The sequence below is a fragment of the Paenibacillus sp. FSL H7-0943 genome, from assembly GCF_037963265.1.
Classification (GTDB): Bacteria; Bacillota; Bacilli; order Paenibacillales; family Paenibacillaceae; genus Paenibacillus_AQ; species Paenibacillus_AQ odorifer.
In genome coordinates, this window is the sequence record NZ_CP150148.1 from 3,919,228 (window position 1) to 3,938,157 (window position 18,930).

16 protein-coding genes are annotated in these 18,930 nt (G+C 43.4%); 5 read left to right on the forward strand and 11 right to left on the reverse strand.

What is annotated here, in order from left to right; genetic code table 11:
* Positions 1–31 precede the first annotated feature (31 nt).
* Both NSQ55_RS17150 and NSQ55_RS17155 read left to right on the forward strand, forming a co-directional pair.
* Positions 32–2,119: an ABC transporter ATP-binding protein gene (locus NSQ55_RS17150; protein ID WP_339168196.1), complete on the forward strand. Its 2,088-nt coding sequence runs from the start codon at positions 32–34 to the stop codon at positions 2,117–2,119.
* Positions 2,120–2,227: 108 nt separating this feature from the next.
* Positions 2,228–3,466, forward strand: a complete 1,239-nt coding sequence (locus NSQ55_RS17155; protein ID WP_076194710.1) for a winged helix DNA-binding domain-containing protein — start codon at positions 2,228–2,230, stop codon at positions 3,464–3,466.
* Here the strand turns inward: NSQ55_RS17155 and NSQ55_RS17160 are convergent.
* From NSQ55_RS17160 to NSQ55_RS17210, 11 genes are all read right to left on the reverse strand, one after another.
* A complete protein-coding gene (locus NSQ55_RS17160; protein ID WP_038571625.1) occupies positions 3,458–3,922 on the reverse strand; it encodes a hypothetical protein in 465 nt (154 codons plus the stop codon). The genes NSQ55_RS17155 and NSQ55_RS17160 overlap by 9 nt on opposite strands.
* A 44-nt stretch (positions 3,923–3,966) precedes the next feature.
* A complete protein-coding gene (locus NSQ55_RS17165) occupies positions 3,967–4,680 on the reverse strand; it encodes a hypothetical protein (RefSeq protein WP_339168198.1) in 714 nt (237 codons plus the stop codon).
* A gap of 14 nt (positions 4,681–4,694) precedes the next feature.
* Positions 4,695–5,639: an ABC transporter ATP-binding protein gene (locus NSQ55_RS17170; RefSeq protein ID WP_076128324.1), complete on the reverse strand. Its 945-nt coding sequence runs from the start codon at positions 5,637–5,639 to the stop codon at positions 4,695–4,697.
* Positions 5,640–5,781: 142 nt separating this feature from the next.
* On the reverse strand, positions 5,782–7,077 hold the full coding sequence (locus NSQ55_RS17175; RefSeq protein ID WP_339168200.1) for an extracellular solute-binding protein: 1,296 nt from the start codon (positions 7,075–7,077) through the stop codon (positions 5,782–5,784).
* Between the two features lie 3 nt (positions 7,078–7,080).
* Positions 7,081–8,823 carry a sensor histidine kinase gene (locus NSQ55_RS17180; protein ID WP_339168202.1) on the reverse strand — a complete coding sequence of 581 codons (1,743 nt, stop codon included), beginning with the start codon at positions 8,821–8,823 and terminating at the stop codon, positions 7,081–7,083.
* 75 nt (positions 8,824–8,898) lie between these two features.
* Positions 8,899–10,572, reverse strand: coding sequence for an extracellular solute-binding protein (locus NSQ55_RS17185; RefSeq protein ID WP_076184461.1), 1,674 nt, complete (start codon positions 10,570–10,572; stop codon positions 8,899–8,901).
* 29 nt (positions 10,573–10,601) lie between these two features.
* Positions 10,602–11,471 carry a carbohydrate ABC transporter permease gene (locus tag NSQ55_RS17190; RefSeq protein ID WP_076184462.1) on the reverse strand — a complete coding sequence of 290 codons (870 nt, stop codon included), beginning with the start codon at positions 11,469–11,471 and terminating at the stop codon, positions 10,602–10,604.
* 18 nt (positions 11,472–11,489) lie between these two features.
* Positions 11,490–12,452, reverse strand: a complete 963-nt coding sequence (locus NSQ55_RS17195; RefSeq protein ID WP_339168206.1) for an ABC transporter permease subunit — start codon at positions 12,450–12,452, stop codon at positions 11,490–11,492.
* Between the two features lie 200 nt (positions 12,453–12,652).
* A complete protein-coding gene (locus tag NSQ55_RS17200; protein WP_076184464.1) occupies positions 12,653–14,203 on the reverse strand; it encodes a response regulator in 1,551 nt (516 codons plus the stop codon).
* Between the two features lie 210 nt (positions 14,204–14,413).
* Positions 14,414–14,761: a four-helix bundle copper-binding protein gene (locus tag NSQ55_RS17205; RefSeq protein WP_339168208.1), complete on the reverse strand. Its 348-nt coding sequence runs from the start codon at positions 14,759–14,761 to the stop codon at positions 14,414–14,416.
* Between the two features lie 91 nt (positions 14,762–14,852).
* A complete protein-coding gene (locus tag NSQ55_RS17210) occupies positions 14,853–15,872 on the reverse strand; it encodes a GTP-binding protein (RefSeq protein WP_076184465.1) in 1,020 nt (339 codons plus the stop codon).
* Positions 15,873–16,037: 165 nt separating this feature from the next.
* Here NSQ55_RS17210 and NSQ55_RS17215 point away from each other — a divergent pair, with 165 nt between their 5' ends.
* The 3 genes from NSQ55_RS17215 (at position 16,038) to NSQ55_RS17225 (ending at position 18,919) form a co-directional block, all read left to right on the forward strand.
* Entirely contained in the window at positions 16,038–16,556 is a 519-nt protein-coding gene (locus tag NSQ55_RS17215) for a molybdenum cofactor biosynthesis protein B (RefSeq protein WP_076128304.1), read from the forward strand.
* A gap of 503 nt (positions 16,557–17,059) precedes the next feature.
* Positions 17,060–18,097: a metalloregulator ArsR/SmtB family transcription factor gene (locus tag NSQ55_RS17220; protein ID WP_339168210.1), complete on the forward strand. Its 1,038-nt coding sequence runs from the start codon at positions 17,060–17,062 to the stop codon at positions 18,095–18,097.
* A 24-nt stretch (positions 18,098–18,121) separates the two neighbouring features.
* A complete protein-coding gene (locus tag NSQ55_RS17225; RefSeq protein ID WP_280753109.1) occupies positions 18,122–18,919 on the forward strand; it encodes an ABC transporter permease in 798 nt (265 codons plus the stop codon).
* Positions 18,920–18,930: the final 11 nt, after the last annotated feature.

Below are 18,930 nucleotides of genomic sequence, written 5' to 3' on the forward strand. Positions count from 1 at the left end.
ACTACGCAAAACATTTTAGGAGGTGTCACGGTTGACACAAAGTACAGGCAAACGCCTGCTGGAATATGCATTGACCGCAAAGAAAACCTTTATCGCAGCCCTTCTGCTGCTTTCAATCGGGGTAGCGGCAGAGCTGGCAGGTCCATTTATAGCCAAAAGCATGATCGACAATCACATGCTAGCCATCGAGAAGCCCTATTTCAGCACTACGTCTCCCGATAAGGCGGCTGAATATAACAATAATTTATACAAACGCGGCGATCGCTTTGAGCCTGGTGAAACTAAAGGCCAAGAAATTCGTGTTCTTCAAGCAGGGAGAAGTTTCTATTTTATTAACGAAGCTGTAACACAGCCTGACGGTGAACGAAAGTTCATCGATGGAGAGATGCATATCACCCGTGGTGATAACGAAGTTATCTATCCCGCGGTTAAGCTGTCGGCCGATGAGCTGTTCGCTTTTTACAAACCCGAGCTTCCTGGAATCTATCAGTTGGTCGGAATGTATGCTATTTTTCTTGTAATCTCCATCTTTGCTGAATTCGGAAAAACCTATTGGCTGCAATCTTCGGCGAATCAGGTAATCCGGAAGCTGCGGACAGATGTATACGCGCATATCCAGCGACTACCCGTTCGTTTTTTTGACAATTTGCCTGCTGGTAAGGTAGTGTCGCGGGTTACAAATGATACCGAGGCGATTAAGGATCTATTCATTGCCGTCCTCTCCAATTTCAGCACCGGTATTATCAATATAACTGGCGTATATATCGCTCTGTTCTTACTTGATGTCCGTCTGGGTCTGATCAGTTTGTTCATTGTACCTATTCTTGTGTTATGGATCGTGCTCTATCGCAAAATTGCGACCAAATACAATACGATCATTCGCTCACGTCTAAGTGAAATTAACGCCATTATTAATGAATCGATTCAGGGGATGTCAATCGTCCGGATATTCCGCCGTCAGAAGCAGCTTAGTGCAGAATTTGAGAACCTGAACGATGATTACTTGAAATATCAGAATAAAATGTTAAATCTGAATGCTTTCACGTCCCACAATCTGGTGAACTCACTTCGCAGTCTCTCTTTTGTGATGGTGCTTTGGTATTTCGGACATGGCAGTATTACTGGTTCAACCTTTGTATCCTTAGGCGTTCTGTATGCCTTTGTCGATGTGCTCGGACGTTTGTTCCAGCCTATCACAGGCATGGTGAACCAGTTGGCGAACCTGGATACTTCTATGGTATCTGCAGGACGTGTGTTTACGCTTATGGATGAACCTGGAGAGAATGTTACGGACGGCTCCATGCCACGCTACAAAGGGAAAGTGGAATTTAAGAATGTATCTTTTGCTTATAAAAAAGACTACGTCCTGCGCGATATCTCCTTTGAAGCACGCCCGGGTGAAACTGTCGCTCTTGTAGGTCATACGGGTTCCGGCAAAAGCTCAATCATCAATCTGCTGTTCCGGTTCTATGATCCACAAAAAGGCGATATTACGATTGACGGTCAAAAGGTTACGGATATTCCGAAGCAGTGGCTGCGGAATCACATGGGCATCGTGCTGCAGGATCCGTACCTCTTCACGGGCACCATTGCTTCGAACGTCAGCCTAGGGGATGAACGAATTTCCCGTGAACGGGTAGAACGTGCTTTGCGTGAGGTTGGTGCGGATAAGTTACTCGCTCATCTTCCACAAGGATTTGATGAACCTGTCATCGAAAAAGGAAGTACTTTATCTGCGGGTCAGCGGCAATTGATTTCTTTTGCGAGAGCTCTCTCCTTTGACCCAGCTATTCTCATTCTAGATGAAGCTACCTCCAACATCGATACAGAAACGGAAAGCGTCATTCAGGATGCGCTGGAAGTTCTCAAAAAAGGACGCACCACTTTCATCATCGCTCACCGCTTATCCACGATTCGCAGTGCAGATCAGATTCTAGTCCTGCATCACGGAGAGATCGTAGAACGCGGCAGCCATGATGAACTGATGGCGCTTGGCGGAAGATACTTCCGTATGTACCAGCTGCAAGTAGGTGCTGCTGCTAACAGCTCTGACGATAACGCTGGCGCAAGCAACCGTCCAGCACTCGGAAACTTGCAACCCTCTCTTGAGAAAATGTAATTTACAACCCTGAGTCACTTCATTGTGATTCAGGTTTTTTTCCTGCTTGATCTTAGAACAGATGTTCTGTATTATGGAAATTAATACATAACCTTGGAGGAGCAAACGATGCTTACTTATAATTTGACTAAGAAACAAGCCAGGCTTTTTCTGCTATCTCATCAAAAGTTAACTGCTGGAGCTATCCCTTCTGGAAAACTTAGTATTTATGACTATGTTCGTCACGTAGGCTGCATCCAATATGACCCCCTTAATATCGCTGGCCATAATCATGAGCTGGTCCTCCAGGCACGGATTCCGGGATTTACGCCAGAACTGGTCCAAGAGCTTCTGTATGAAGACAGACTGCTCGTTGATGGCTGGGACAAGAACATGTCAATTTATTGTACAGAGGATTGGCCTTATTTTAAGCGGAGAAGAACAGCTGCTGCCTCCCACCATCAGGCTAATGAGCCTGTAATGGTCGCTGTAGCACAGGTTCGTGAAGAGCTTCAGAAGCGTGGCCCCCTCTCCTCTCTGGATTTAGACGGAAAGGAAAAAGTAGATTGGGCTTGGGCTCCGACAAGATTATCACGAGCTGCAATGGAAAGCATGTACTTTTGGGGAGAGATTGTTGTCCACCATCGTGTACATACCCGGCGATATTATGATTTCGCTGAACGTTTGTTACCCTCAGAGCTGCTGAGTTCAGCCGATCCAAATGTCACGGAAGAACAATTTCATGATTGGTATGTGTTACGTAGAATAGGAAGTATCGGCTTGTTATGGAATAAATCTGGAGACGGATGGCTGGGCATATCCGGACTGAAGAGCAAAGAGCGTGCGGCGGCGATTCAGAGATTGCTGGAGAAGGATAGTCTCAGAAAAGTTTGGGTCGAGGGGATTAAGGTTCCGCTTTATATCCGCAGTATAGATGCTCCAACCTTGGAGTCTGTGATACTGCAAGAATCTGAAGAGATTGGGCTTCAACCACGTGATTCATTTGCGGCCGTTTTGGCTCCGCTGGATAATTTGTTGTGGGAACGTGAGCTGGTTCGGCAATTATTCGGATTTCATTACCGCTGGGAGGTCTATAAGCCGGCAATAGAACGAGAATATGGTTACTATGTACTGCCTATATTATATAATGATCGTTTTGTTGGCAGATTTGAACCGGTGATGGATAAGAAGAGCCAAACATTGAATATTAACAATTGGTGGTGGGAACCTGGAGAAAGCCTAACACCGGAGATGATTCCGGCATTAGGCGAAGCTTTAACTGCACTCTCTCGCTGTGTTAGAGCTTCTTCGGTTCATTTTAGACCAGAGGTTGTAACAGCTTGCGGATTAGAAGGATTATTACAATAAGTTTTCCTCCTCTAATCCAAGTTTCGTGAACATTTCTGTGCAGTAGCCTTGCAGTTTAACTTCAAGTCTACTTGCTTTATTTTTAAAACGTTTCAGCTCCCGAATCATTTTAGCCCTTCCGGCAGGCGTAAAGGTTTCCTGTATACGCTCTTTAAAGTAATCATGAACGATGTAATTACGTTGTTTCCATACTTCCTCCAACTGAGCGGTTTCTTGCTCCGAGAAAGGAAAATGATGTTGGATTTCTTTGATGAGTTGGCCGAGTGAATTGCTGAGTTTTCGCTGATAAAGGTCTGTCAGATCTGCTTCTGTTGGCGTTTTTCCTTGTGATAGCTTAGTAAGCAATAGCAAGTTGGTAAGCTGCTGCTCGAGGGCCTGTCCATAATAAACTGCCAGTCCAAAATAGGCGAATAACTCTTTTGATTGTTCACTCTCAGGTACATATGTATCCTTCATCTTTTCCCCCACTTCTGTATCCTTGTTCCTTTTATCTATACAAGTTATGTTTTGTTGTAATCCCTCTGTCTTGATCTGTACAAATAAAAACCGATAAGCAGTGTTATATATACTAATGCTTGTGCAAAGGAACCTAACAACTCCGCTAATGACAAAGTATCAGCTTTCATCATGGCCTCCATTACAGGAGTTACTGGCGGCAACAACCAGATCAAAAAATGAAATATACCAGGCAAACTTTCGCTGATTTGTGCTCCGCCCAGTGATAGTATAACGATAGCTAACAACATACCTGTCGCATGACTGCCTTTTTGAACCCAAGAAGATTGAAAGAATAGGGCAATAGCCACACCAAGCATACCCAATAATCCATGTCCTATGAGCGCGAGAATTAACCGATATCCCCCGGGTGATTCTGCAAAATGACCCGTTACCCAAGGATAAAGGACAATCAATAGATCTAGCAGCAGCGTTAGAAATGCAAGCGTTAAGATACCACCTGCACTATGTTTAGCCGCACTTCGCATGTGAACAACTGCAATCTGCCGATGAACAGCGTGCTCATGATTCAAAAAACTAAGACTCATCCAAACGCAGCTTATAAAGAGCATTACTGCTGTAGCGGCATAGCTATTCATAACTGGATTGGGCTTATAAGAATACAATATCAAGACTGCAATCACAATCCCTGCTAACGGGCCGAAATAACGCTGAGATCGAGTATAACTTCGCAGCATGTAAACGATAAACGGATACACGTAAGACCCCCTGTTCAACTCCTAGGATTCATCCATTTTTCTAAGTCATGCGATCCTCCGCGAGGTTCTACCGATTGTATTGAACCACCCGACTCCAAGATAACCCGCAAAAAAGTATCTGATTCTGAACTTGTTACTGTCAACGCCGTACGTTCTATGTTACAACTATCCTTAAACGTATTTATTGAAATGAAACCTGCCATTTCCTTCAATTGCTGCAGTTTCTGAATCGACAGATTAGACAATAGTATGTATGTAGAGGGTTTTATGTTTAGCTTCTCTGACCCCTGAATTGACTTTACAATTTTCCCTTCATGTATCACATGAACCTGATCCGCAAGCAATTCAATCCATTGGGGTTCATGTACAGAGAAGACTATAGCAGTCCCCTTATTTCTCAAAACGATGAGAAGATCAGCTAACTTATTCATTGAGGGGAGATCAAGGCCCGACATAGGTTCATCAAGAAGCAGCAACGAGGGACTTCCCAACAAGCTTTGAATCAAATTAATTTTTTGCAGCATTCCTTTGGAGAAATTTAGCATCGACTGCTTGCGAAAGTGCTCCAGTTTAAAAAGTTGAAATAACGTTGTTAGCTCCTGTTCGATCAGGACTGGCGCAAGGCCGCTAATCTGACCCATACTTCGTAAGTACTGTTCTGGGGTCAGCTTCAACCCTGGAAACATCTCAGGTGCATAACCAATTCTCAGATTTGGATCCTTACAACTCAGCTTTCCTGAGGAAATGTGGACAAGTCCAGCTAAGATTGACAACAGGGTACTTTTGCCGGATCCGTTTCGTCCGATCAGAGCAGTTACAGTTCCCTTTTCAATAGTGAACGATACATCCTCCAATACGGGTCGGCGTCCATACTGTTTACTGATCTGCTCTAATTCAATTAGGGAAGTAGCAACACCTATACTACCGCCGGCAAAGTTACGATCTACTAAGTTCGCCACTTAACATTCTCCCTTCATATCTACTGTTAATTCTCCGGTTCCCTACGAATTTCCTCTTCTAGGAATCAAAAAAAAGAAAGAACTGCCATAGCAGCCCTTTCTAAAATTTACTTTCAATCCAGTATTTCTCCCCTTTTTTTGTTTATTTTATATTCTGAGATAAAATCTCATCGGCTTGAAGGCGGAACTGTTCGGCAGCTTTTTCAGGAGTGATTTTGCTGAACATAAGCAGATCATATAATTGACGTAATACGCTAGTTACTTCTGAAGCACCCACCGGATCCGGTGGATCCATCGGACTGCTATTCTGCTCCACCCAGTCAATATATTCAAAAACCTGTGCAAGCTCTGGCTCTAGAAATGGCTTCATCTGCTCTTTAATAGCTGAGGACACCGGGACGCCACGTTCTCCCTTAAGCACTTTATTAGCTTCCAGATTATTGACAAAGAAATTAATGAATTTTGCTGCTTCCTCCTTTTGCTTAGAGCTTTTTGAAATCGAAAAAAACATCCCTGGTTTCAAGAATAAGCCGCGATCATTGTGCGGGCCTGGCATGGTGGCTAAAGCCAGCGGTTTTCCGTAACGCTGAACAGTGCTAATAAACTGATTAGAATATCCCCAACCCAGCAATGCTTCCCCTTTGTAAAAAGGGTCTTGATCCGGTTTGTTAACATCTAACGTCCAGATATCAGGTTCGAAAATCAGTTTTTCCTGCATCAGACGCTGCATACGTCCGAAATACTCTACAAACAAGCGATCATCGCTATAGCCAAGGGTTATTCCATCTTCCGAGAACAATGACGCTCCATTCTGCCGTAAATAATAAGCAAAAAACTGTTCTGGCGTCAGATAAGTTCCCAGATAAATTCCTTTCCCCTGTTCCTTTAAAGTAACGCCGATCTGCTCAAAATCCTCCCAGCTCCAATCCGTCCCTGGAGGCTCAATTCCCTGCTCCTTAAAAACTTCTGGATCATACACACTGTACAAAGCATTAATCCCTAGATTAAAACCATATAGTTGCTCGCCTAGTTTACCTCCGGCAAGATTGTTGTCGCTGATGCTGCTCGTATCTATAAGTCCGCTCTTAATATAAGGTGACAAGTCTTGCAATAAATTCAAAGTTCCATATTGCGAAAGGTAAGAGATATCCATTTGGATAATGTCTGGAAGAACATTGCCTGCTGCACTAGGTGCAAGCTTTTTCCAATACTCATTAAAGGCGCTGTAATCATATTCAATTTTCACCAGAGGATTCTGTTGTTCATACATTTGGATAACCTGAATTGTAGCGTTATTCCGGAAGTCACTTCCCCACCAGGCAATCCGGAGGTTAATTTTTTCTACTGCATTCTCTGGTGGAAGGTCCTTTTGTTGCCCGCAGCTTCCGAGAGTTGTAATCATGCATAGCAGTGCCAAGCTAAGTATGAATCTGCGCATCACCTACACCTCCTGCGGGAACGGCAAAAGAACACTGACTTTTGTTCCAAACCCAACCGTACTCTCAACATAAATGCCATATTCCTCACCGAAGGCAAGTCTGACCCGGTCACGGATGTTAAGCAAGCCAATACCTGTGCCTCTAGTCTCTACTTCCCCATTTAGTAATCGTTTGAGGAAATCTGCTTCCATTCCGGGGCCACGATCCTCAACTACAATCGCTAGCTTGCCATCAAATGGTTCAGCATATAATAGAATTTGACAAGGTTCAATCATCGTCTCAACACCATATTGAATAGCATTCTCCAACAGCGGTTGCAGGGTTAGCTTTGGAATAGAGACAGTATTAAAGACCTCTGGAATCTCCATATGAAAATCCAAACGTTTCTGAAACCGATAATTCTGAATAGTGATATAATGCTTCACAATTTCTAGCTCTTGCGCGACTGTGATTACATTTTGTTTCAAGCTGATCGATGACCGAAGAAGAAAAGCAAGCGAGACAACCATGCTCGAAATCTGTGCATGTTCACTTTTTTTAGCTAACCAGTGGATCGAATCCAGTGAGTTATAGAGGAAATGAGGATTAATCTGCGCTTGCAAAGCCTTAAATTCTGTCTCTTTTATAATCAGCTGGTTGGCATAGTTCTCTTTGATCAATGTGTTAATCTGTGTTATCATCTGACGAAATGTCCGTTGTAATAACCCCACCTCATCCATTTGCTGAAGTGGAGGAGCCATCAGCTTAGTATCCATACTGTCCAGATCTCCATATTGAACCTCTTTCATTTGACTGATCAGCGAGCGAATCGGTTGTGTCAGATTACGGGCAAAGCTCATCCCTAGCGCAATTATAATCACAATCGCAACTCCAAATACAATGATCATTGTATTCTTCAGCCAAATGGTTTTTTCAAAAATATCATTATAAGAAACATAGTTGTAGTAAGTCCATCCAGAGTAGGAAGATTGCTTCTGTGATACAAAGGCAACTTCTCCATTCATCTCTTTGATTTCGTATCCAGCCCCTGATTTTAAAGGCTGTAAAACCGCTGTTACACCGTCCGCCACTTTCCGATAAGGATAAACCAGTTCCTGACCTGCTTTCAAAATAATATCGCTGTCTTCTGCGGCCACACCAGCGTAATCTTGGGCTAACCTCCCTATATTAATGCGTAAATAGAGCGTGCCCAGCTTATCTAGCGTCATTGGATCATAAGCTCTCACTTCTCGGACCATGACCAGCATCGGATCTGAATCGTCAGGATACAACCAACGTACAGCACCATTCCCCGCTTCTGCCTCTCGGGTCATTCGTGCCGATTTCTCCTCTGTGAACAGAATCGTCTCTCCGTATCTGCTGACCTTCCCTTGGGAATCGATCAAATGTACAGACTGAATGTAACGTTCGTCCATACTGATATGCGTCCATAACCGATCAGCAATCATCTGCCGTGTAACATATCCAGTAAAATCGGAATCATCTTTGCGCAATTCCTTAAGGCCTTCTTGAATTTGCCGATCAGCAATCATCGTCAAAGTCATGGATTCCAGCTTTTTAAGCTCCATATCAATCGTAGTCGAAGACAAATTAAGCAGCCGATACGACTTGTCGTAAAGCTGCTTGTCATAAATAGAGTAGGCATAATATAAAGAACCGAACGCCATGGATATAATCAGAATCAGTATCAGAACAATCATCAGGAACACCTTCATTTTAATACTCAAATTCCGATAAACTTTCATCCGGGCTCTCCTTTGTCACTGTAATATAACTTGTATACCACATTATGGATAACCCGGATAGTCTTCTTAATCCGCTTATTTAGCCATGTAACGGTCATACGCAGCCTGATGGATTTTTATAGCTTCTTCAATGCCCATTCCTTTGATCGTATCCACCATTTTTTCAAATTCTGAGATTGGTTTCTGGCCATTAATGATTGCTGTCATCGTTTCATTCAGATACGTGTTGACCTGACTCATAATGGAAGTGCTTTTGCTGGCTTCGTCAACGCTCAAACGAAACGGAGGAAGCGTCAAATCAGAGCTAGCCTTCATCCAAGAAGCATTAGCCTCTCGTTGCCCCTCATCGAACAATAAAGCATCCAAATAACGGCTATCCTGATTGATGGGTCCATCCATAATCGAAAGCGCATATGAGGCTAACGCCTGATCGTAAGTCAAACCTTTAGGATTGTTGGTAATGACATCTGTGAATTTTATTCCTTCTCCTTCCTTCACATAGCTCTCACCTTCAATTCCGAAGTTGAACAATTCATGTCCTTGTGGGCTGTAATTGAAATCCATCCATTGGACAATATCCTTCAGTTTATCCTTATCCGCTCCGGTAGTGATTGCTTCACCATACGTCAATACTTTATTGTTCATATTAAAAGTAGCATAAGCTGTTCCGTTAGGAGAAACCGGCCAAGGTACACCTGTAAGATTAAAGTTCGGATCGGTATCGCGCATCAGGTTGAAGAATTTGCCCATACCGCTAAAGACACCACCGCCATAAGAACCGGCTAAATTATTCGTCACTTTATAATCAAAGGCTTTGCCATCGTTGGTCATAATTTCCGGATCAATAAGCCCTTCCTTATACCATGTGGCCATCGTTTCCAAGAAGCTTGAATAACCTGGCTGAATCGGCCCGTATTCGACCTTATCCCCATTCATCTGAAAACCGCCGATTACCCCAAACCCTGGTGAGAAATCGTGCAGCTTCGTCAGGTCACCAGGACCCCAGTTTCCAGTGAACGGCAGCTCATCGGCCTTCCCGTTGCCATTAGGATCTTTTTCTTTAAACGCTTTCAAAACAGTATGCCATTCCTCAATGGTGGTCGGCGGCTTCAGTCCCAGCTTATCGAGCCAATCCTTGCGCATAATCAACCCTGAAGTGGCATTCAGCTTCAGCGCATCCAGCTTCAGAAGAGGGAACATATAGATCGTTCCATCATCCAGTGTGATTTGTTTTTTTACATCCGGGTCGGATTCAATGATTTTGCGAAGATTCGGTGCATATTGTTCTATCAGCTCATTTAAACGGATAATTCGGCCATCCTCAATTAATTTCTCCGGCCCACCAACCGCATCCGCCCAATTATAATAAATGACATCTGGAAGCTCTTTCGTAGAAATCAACAGGTTGAACTGATCCTTCTGCTGTCCAAGTGGTGGGTGCGTAAACTTCACTTTGATGCCAGTCAACTCTTCTTTCTTTTTATAGCTGGCCATATCACCAAAACTCTCCAAAGAAGCGGTAAGCTTACCATCATTTGCACGCCAGTAATTAATCGTCATTCCGTCTTTTGTAATTGGCAGTGGAATTTCTGTCAGCTTCTCCACCGGCGTATTAGTTGCGGTAGTATTCCCCTTATGATCTCCCGCCTTATTACCCGCACTAGTTCCATCATTATTGCCTGAACAGCCAGCCAGCATTGTAGAAAGAAGGACGGAACTTAACATCATGGCCCCTATTTTTCTTTTCACCCAAAATCGCCTCCATAAATAAATGTTATTTATTGTTTCACGGCACCGATTAAAGCGCCTTGAACAAAATATTTCTGGATAAACGGATACACCAGCATGATTGGTAACGTTGAGATTATGATAGTGGCGTATTTGATGTTCTCACCGATAGCGAAGCCTGTATCTACCCCAGCTCCCATTGACTCTGTACTGCTGCTAATCAGAATATCCCGCATTACAATTTGAATCGGATAGAGATCCTGACTGCGCAAATACAGCATCGGGGCTACATAATCATTCCAATGGTCAACCGCATAATAAAGAGTCATAACCGCGAGAATAGATTTGGACAGTGGCAGTACAATTCGGAATAAAATCAAGATATCATTAGCTCCGTCAAGCTTCGCCGACTCGATCAAGCTGATCGGTATTCCCTCAAAGCTAGTTTTCATTATCAAAAAATAAAAAGTACTAATCGCTCCAGGTATAATCATCGCCCAGCGGGTATCGACCATCCCGAGGTTCTGAATGAGCAGAAAAGTCGGGATCATCCCTCCGCCAAAAAACATCGTGAAGGTGATTAACTTCATCAGTGTTTTTCTACCGAAAAGATCTGATCTGGACAAGGAATACGCTGCGATTGATGTCATCAATAAATTAACGATTGTCCCAACAGTTACATAAAAAAGTGTATTTAAATATCCACTATAGATTTTCGAATTATGAAATACCGCTTTGTAAGCTTCGAGCTGAAAGCCTTCAGGCAGCAGCATTAATGACCTGGAACGCAGCAGTTCGTTCGGATCACTCACAGAGGAATTCAGCACATACAGGAGCGGATAAATCGATACAGCCATGATGCCTAACAACAGCAACACATTAATACAGTCAAAGATACGTTCACCTGCCGAACGTCGCATAGGTTCACCTCCTGTTCCTCACCAAAGACTGGTGGAGTTCACTTTTTTACTAATAGAGTTGGCAAGCAAAAGCAGTGAGAAATTTATAACCCCGTTAATTAATCCAATGGCTGTGGAATACGTATAATTGCCTTCCAGCACCCCAGAACGGTATACAAAGGTTGAGATAACATCCGAGGTTTCATAGGTTGGAGCGGTCTGCATCAGTAATATTTTTTGAAAATCGGAATTCATAACCGCGCCCAGACGCAGAATCAGCATAACGACGACAGTAGGCATAATTCCCGGCAGGGTAATGTTCAGAAGCTGTTTCCAGCGACCTGCGCCATCTATTTTGGCAGCCTCATATAATTGGGGATCAATTCCGCTAAGCGCCGCCAAAAAGATGATGGAAGCCCAGCCCGCACCTTGCCAGATGTTGGAGAGAATATAAAGTGGCCGGAACATATCCTTCTCTGCCAGAAACATCACAGGCTGTAGATCAAAAAAGCTACGAACTACGTTAAACAACCCGCCATCAAGTGCTGAGAATGTTTTTAACATGCCGACAACAACCACGACTGAAATGAAATGCGGCATATAGCTAACGGTTTGAATCGTGCTTTTGAACCACTTATTCCGAACCTCATTTAACAGTAAAGCCAATATAATGGGTGCCGGAAATCCGAAAATAATACTGTAAAAGCTAAGAATCAGTGTGTTCTTAATAATCCGCCAAAAGTAGTAGCTTTCAAAAAACATTTTAAAATTATCAAACCCGATCCACTGCCCCGCCATAATCCCTTTTATAGGACTATAGGATTTCTGAAAAGCCATTAGCAGACCGTACATCGGCCCATAGCTGAAAATCAGATAAAAGAGCACCACGGGAATTAACATGATATACACATATTTATTCCGCTGCAGTTCTTTTTTCACATAAGACCATTTGCCGGGTTTCATACCGGACTTCTTGATCAGCAGCTGATGCTTAAGCTCCATTGGTTGGCCTCCCCGTATGTAATATGACTAGCTTCCTTATGCACATAACTTTACAGGTAAAGCTGTCCTTTCCCCATGTTCATATCCGGTAATTATTTGTTCAAAACCGTGGAACCCTCTTTGTCCTCGCACACAAAAATACCCCACAGTACTTATCGATCAAGTACGTAGGGTATATGGGCTATCTTTAAATGAAACAATTATGGAGCCGTTTTTTTATATTCGGAAGGAGAAAAACCCGTGAATTTCTTGAAGGCTTTGCTAAAGTAGGATACATTATCTCCAAAACCGACTTCTTCAGCTAGAGGTCCAATCGTAAAATGTGCACATCCTTCGATGATTTCGAGCGCTTTTTGCATCCGGTATTTCATAACATAATTCGTAAACTTTTCCCCCGTTTCTTTCTTGAACATCTTACTAACATAATCAGGATTCATATAAATCTCCTGTGCAACAGTCTGCAAAGTTAATGTCTCTTCACAATAACGCCTATCCACGATACGCTTTACCTCTGCCACCATTTGCGATTGCTTACTGCGATTGCGGCTATAACGATCAAGGGTAATCTCTTCTGCAATACTCATTACAAACTGCTGAAAAGACTGGAGCGTGCTAGTCTCCATCATTCGGGGCAGCTTATCAATATATGTTTGCATCTTGTTTTGATCACTCAAACGTATAATCTCCATGAAGATCTGGATCAGATAGGATTTGGTCTTGGCAATGTCATATCTAAGATTCAGAAGTTGATGCAAAAGTGACAGCAGCTCGCATTCAGCATCTGCCCAGTGCCCCGCTTTAATGAGCATAACGAGGTGTTCGAGATCCACTTGCAGCTCTAGACCTTCCTCATCCTCTGGAATGCTGATATCTTTTTCTGTAATTAAGCTCCCTTCCCCCAGATAAAATCTATGGCTAAGACATTCGATCGTCTGCTTGAATAAACGCCTTACTTGCGTCAGCTCTCCAGGTTCACTTAATGCGGCCGTCAGATCAATATGATAATATTTCATAAAGGTAGCGCGGATGCTGTCTATTTTCTCAAATAAAGCAGCTTCAGACAGGTCATCTTCCATTAATAACAGAACACGCCGCCCTACAGTGGAGCTTAAAATATGATGTTGAAAAATATCTCCCGCAATATTACTGACCGCGAACAAATGCTCATATTCATGTTCTCCTTCAATCTCTACCAGCAGTAGCCTAACACGTTGACTCTGAAAATTCAGTCCAAACAGCTCACCAAAATATTTCCATTCCTCCACACCATAGGTCTTGTTCGTCACAAGCTCCTTCAGGAATTGTTCTTTGGCATGTGGAAGTACACGTTCCAGTCCATATTTTATCGATAGGATAAAGTTCTCCTCGTACTGCCGTTCCTCTCGCTTCTGAACTACCTCGCTTAGCGCTTCATTCAGGCTCTCTTCGCTGCACGGCTTCAGTAAATAATGTTTAACCCCATACTGCATCGCCATCTTAGCATAATCGAATTCTGAGAAGCCTGTCAGCATAATAAAAGAGGTCTCAGGATGAAGCGCTGTAACCGTCGCCACCAGCTCCAGCCCGTCCATTCCCGGCATACGAATATCGGTAATAATAATATCAGGTATAGCTTGCTTGATTAATTCTAATGCCTCCAAGCCATTTTGCGCGGTTCCAATAAGTTCTGTGCCCAATGCTTCCCAGTTCATTACCGATGAGATGCCATCCAGGATAATAAATTCATCATCAACTAAAAGGACCTTTTGCATGATACTGCTCCTCCAATCTTTTTTGTAAGCGCTATCAATAATATGTAAAAGGTTAAATCTGTATGTATTTAGCATTCTACATGCTTGTTTCCTTTTTTTCTACCAATAGCATGAATCAAACAGACCTGGATCTAAAAAACCAGACTATTGCTATATCTCTACAGCAACAGTCTGGCTATTAGTTCATATATGAGAGTTAAGTTATACGATTTACGCATATACCTCAACAGCATCGCTAATCAAACGGCATGCATCTGCAGCTTTACGGCAGGCATTAATACATTCTTGGCAGTGATTATGTATATGCTTGCTGCTCTCATCCGCGCATGCTTCACATATTTCTGCACATAGTTTTAGAATTCCAGATACAAACGGACTTTGACGGGTCATTGCTTGAATGGCATAAGAACAAATATCCGCACATTCACGATCGAGCCGCATGCTCTCACGAAGAGATGCAAGATCATATTCTTTTAGGCTTGAGACATAGCTGTAGTTACAGGCATTCATACTTTCGAGACAAGCGTCAATGCACTCCTGATATTGAATTCGGGTCATAGCCTTCAACCTCCTGCATTTTTAATGGTATGCCTTACTATTAACCTACAAGATTAGGAATGAACCACAGCTTCTTCTGAAGCAGAACGGATTACAGGCTTCTTTTGATCGTTCCAGGCCGAACTAAAATACGTCCTTCCATCTCCAGCAGCTTCGTGCGTAACTCACTGGATGAGAAATGTTCCCCGATAAATACAGCTACGTCTGGCACTTCGCCTTGAGGTGTGATTTTCATAAAATCAGCTTCACGGTAAGCATATTGAAAAAGAAAACGACTGGAGGTGTCATTAAAGGTCACAATGCCTTTAGCCCTATAAACATCCCGCGGAAGCTCCTTGACGAACTGTTCAAAGGTCTCGCTGTTGACAGGTCGTTTGAAGTAATGTGTGTATGCCATCACGTGATCGTGGGAAGCATGGGTGCCTCCTGAAGGTTGCAGAGCTTCCTCATGCACATGGCTTTCACTGTCGCCCTCTTCAAGCTGTGAATCCGTAAGAACTCCACCTGCGCTACGCAGGAGCTCCTCTGTGTCGATCTCACAACGCTCCGCTGGCATAATCGGTGCATAAGAATTCCATTTTCGCAGAACGGTTGTGATCTCTTCCGCTTCATCTGCTGAGACACGGTCAGTTTTATTCAGAATCAAAACAGAGGCGCAGCGAATTTGCTCCTGCATCAGTCGATAGGTTGCGCCTTGCTGCGCACGGTACAATTCGAGCAAATGCGCGGCGTCAACGACAGTGATCAAGCTTTTCAGCTCTACTTTTTGATACAGTGAAGTTTCGGTTACGCCATCTACAATTTCCAGCGGGTTCGCCGCACCTGTGGCCTCAATAACAACAACATCCGGTGATTCCTTCTTGATAAGAGTAGTTAGCTCTGTACTGAGATCTCCTCGGATAGAACAGCAGATACAGCCGCCGAGCAGCTCAGCCATAGGAACGGTTTGCTCAACCAGCAGCCCATCCAGATTCACTTCACCCAGCTCATTCATCACTACTGCCGGGCGTAAGCCCTGATCTTTCCAATGTTCCAGCAGGCGCTGCAGCAGGGTAGTTTTGCCGCTTCCCAGAAATCCTGACAATATATACACAGGTACAACCTGTTCCATGATTCATCGCTCCTTGCAAATTACGGGTATGGTAGCGAGTTTACTACATGATGCCAAAGCACGCAAGCGGCATCCCTATAACCTCAAAAGATTAGCGCTGGATAACGAAACTTGTCTTTGCTTCCTCCATACCCTATCATGAGAACATCTCTAATTTAGGAGCTGATCTCATTGTCATCCGTTGAAGAACATCGGAAGGAAGCACCACAATCCGTATCCTGCTATATCATTACCGTCTCCGACACCAGAACTACCGAAACCGATACCGGTGGAGCTTTAATCCAATCCATGCTTGAGGCTGCCGGATATGAAGTTATAGGGCGCACCATTATCAAAGACAACTATCAAGACATTCGTGAACTACTCTATAAAAACGCTGATCACACTGGAGTTGAAGCCGTGCTGCTCACGGGTGGAACAGGAATTTCTCCCCGTGATACCACCTACGAAGCAGTTTCATCCTTGCTGGATAAAACGCTGCCGGGCTTCGGTGAGATTTTTCGAATGTTAAGCTACACAGAAGACATCGGTTCTGCAGCAATCCTTAGTCGAGCAATTGCAGGTACGATTGGCAACACAGCTATTTTTTCTATGCCCGGCTCCACTGGAGCCGTTAAATTGGCTATGGAACGGCTTATTATCCCGGAGCTTCGTCATGTAATGCGAGAGATATACAAACAATAATCCCACCCATTTTTTTATAAACTAGACAAATAACCAAGCATACCTTTGTTCTGTGCGTATAATACGGTAAGTTCACACACAAAGGAGCTGAAGGAAATGTCAGAAGAATGTCCAAAATGTCCGGCCCAAACTGTCACCGACCCACCTAAGGTGGTTTATCAAGATTATTACCACCCTCAAGTTGTGAATGTTATTCACCCGGTAGAAATCGTTAGACGCCATCACTGTGTCCCAGTTCCTCGCCATTGCTATACCTATTCTGTTAAAGATATCATGTGCGATAACTCTATGATGCCTAGAGGCAGAAGATAAAACTCTACTTCATAACTCTATTAAAAGAATCCTATAAGTGAGAGAAACATCCATGTCCAACGCATGGGGATGTGCTCTCGCTTTTTTCTGCATAAAAGATTTGACAATCCTGACCATTCCCCCTATAATTTTGAACACTTTACGCGAAAGTGGTTTTTGATTAACCAAACAGTTAATCGGAAAGGAAAGAGATGAGCTCACTCCAAACTTTAAATCGAAAGATCAAAACGGTCGTCAGTCCTTTTCATGAGTTATTATGCAGTCTGCATGTCTTTCATCAACCAGAACACCATCCAACAAGATTACAATGGGCTTTGGAGCTCAAGAAAAGAATGCCTCTTGCTCTACAGGAGAACATCCACACACTTGGGCAGTTGTCAGAACGTTGGATCGCTCTGCTAGATTTACCGGACCGTATGGGTGTCCCTATTTCTTGCAATCAAGGAATCACCCTACTCAAAAAACTTCCGGATGCAGAGCTAGTGTATCTATTTATGAATCAAGAAATTGCACTAAGTACCATAGTCGAATGGCTGAATGAATCTGAAAGCAAGCGTTCGCTGATGAAGTTGAGTGGAAACGTGAAGTACCTGATAAACAATCTGGCTAGTGTTCGCAAGCTATTAATCTCAACATTAATTACATACGAACATGATTATTTCGGGCAGGAATGGGACTATATTGAACCATTTATGAACATCTCAGCCGCTCAGTTTCAAGACTTAGCCAGTCGTTCCCCGGAAAAGGCACTAAATACGCTCCACCCACGCCTCCTCTCAGAGAACGGGACTCTGACAGTACAAAAGGCTGTAACGTATTACTTTCCTTATGACCAGCTTGGACAAGTGTACGTTTTTCCTTCTACATTCATATTTCCGCATCTGCTTGTTGGCTGGTTCGAAGACACTTTATTTTTGCCTCTCACGGTGGATGTTCCCGGTCTTGCCTTTAGTGGGGGACCGCCGAGTGACCTGTTGCGCCAACTCAAAGCTTTAAGTGATGATACGCGGATGCGAATTCTGAAACTGCTGTGGAAAGGGCCGCACTGTACCAAGCAGCTTGCGCCAATATTGGGTATTTCTGAAGCTGCGGTCTCTAAACAGCTAAAACAACTAAGTGAAGCAGGATTTACCCAATCACAGCGAAAAGGGAATTATTTATTTTATTCAGTGAACAAAGAAGTCTTTGATAATCTGCTCATCCTGCAAAGGCAGTACCTTGAACAATGAGGTTAATGAAAGGTGTGAGTACATATGTGGCATATCGCTATCGCAACCCTAAAAAGAAACCAAAAATCTAATCTTAGAGCCTTTCCCTGGACCTTTACATTCGGGCACATTATTGATGGAGTTTATCTAGTCATCATCTCTTATTTTTCTTATGTGTATCTAATCAAAGGGGATATAGATTCAAAATTTGCTATCTATAGTGGCAGTGAGGACTATCTGACCTATGTAATTATTGGAGGTATGCTCAGTATATTTTCCGTCAGTATGATGATGAACGTATCCAGGGCACTTATTACCGAATGGAGAGAAGGTACACTTGAGGCACTGTTGCTCTCCCCTTCAAGCCGGAGCGGTTATTTTCTAGGAAACGCAGTCCAGCAGTTGTATCGAAGTGGGGCGGAATTGCTGGTAGTTCTCTTCTTTGGCCTTTTAGCAGGACTTCGACTCCCCTCTGTTCACTTCATATCTGTCTTCGTGGGAATTTTGCTATTTTTACTATCGTGTTATGCGATGGCGCTGGTGCTAGGAAGCATTATGCTTTATACAAGGGACACCTTCATTGTGCAAAATACTCTATTTACGCTAACTGCTCTACTGTGTGGATTTCAGTTTCCAAGGCAATACTTGCCTGACTACTTGCAGGCTATAGGTAAGATTTTCCCATTGACCTATGCGCTACAACTCCTTCGAGGCTCGCTGCTAACTGGAGAAGCAATACGATTACCTGACATATGGCCAATCATACTGCTTAGTGTTGTATACATAACGGTTGGTCAATGGACAAACCGGCGCATAGAGCGCGGGTTATTCGAACGATTCTAAAACCTTGGAGG

Excerpts from the sequence above, each read along its gene's own strand:
- NSQ55_RS17155 (WP_076194710.1), top strand. The coding sequence starts at position 2,228 with ATGCTTACTTATAATTTGACTAAGAAACAAGCCAGGCTTTTTCTGCTA.
- NSQ55_RS17160 (WP_038571625.1), bottom strand. The coding sequence starts at position 3,922 with ATGAAGGATACATATGTACCTGAGAGTGAACAATCAAAAGAGTTATTC.
- NSQ55_RS17175 (WP_339168200.1), bottom strand. The coding sequence starts at position 7,077 with ATGCGCAGATTCATACTTAGCTTGGCACTGCTATGCATGATTACAACT.
- NSQ55_RS17180 (WP_339168202.1), bottom strand. The coding sequence starts at position 8,823 with ATGAAAGTTTATCGGAATTTGAGTATTAAAATGAAGGTGTTCCTGATG.
- NSQ55_RS17190 (WP_076184462.1), bottom strand. The coding sequence starts at position 11,471 with ATGCGACGTTCGGCAGGTGAACGTATCTTTGACTGTATTAATGTGTTG.
- NSQ55_RS17195 (WP_339168206.1), bottom strand. The coding sequence starts at position 12,452 with ATGGAGCTTAAGCATCAGCTGCTGATCAAGAAGTCCGGTATGAAACCC.
- NSQ55_RS17200 (WP_076184464.1), bottom strand. The coding sequence starts at position 14,203 with ATGCAAAAGGTCCTTTTAGTTGATGATGAATTTATTATCCTGGATGGC.
- NSQ55_RS17205 (WP_339168208.1), bottom strand. The coding sequence starts at position 14,761 with ATGACCCGAATTCAATATCAGGAGTGCATTGACGCTTGTCTCGAAAGT.
- NSQ55_RS17210 (WP_076184465.1), bottom strand. The coding sequence starts at position 15,872 with ATGGAACAGGTTGTACCTGTGTATATATTGTCAGGATTTCTGGGAAGC.
- NSQ55_RS17220 (WP_339168210.1), top strand. The coding sequence starts at position 17,060 with ATGAGCTCACTCCAAACTTTAAATCGAAAGATCAAAACGGTCGTCAGT.
- NSQ55_RS17225 (WP_280753109.1), top strand. The coding sequence starts at position 18,122 with ATGTGGCATATCGCTATCGCAACCCTAAAAAGAAACCAAAAATCTAAT.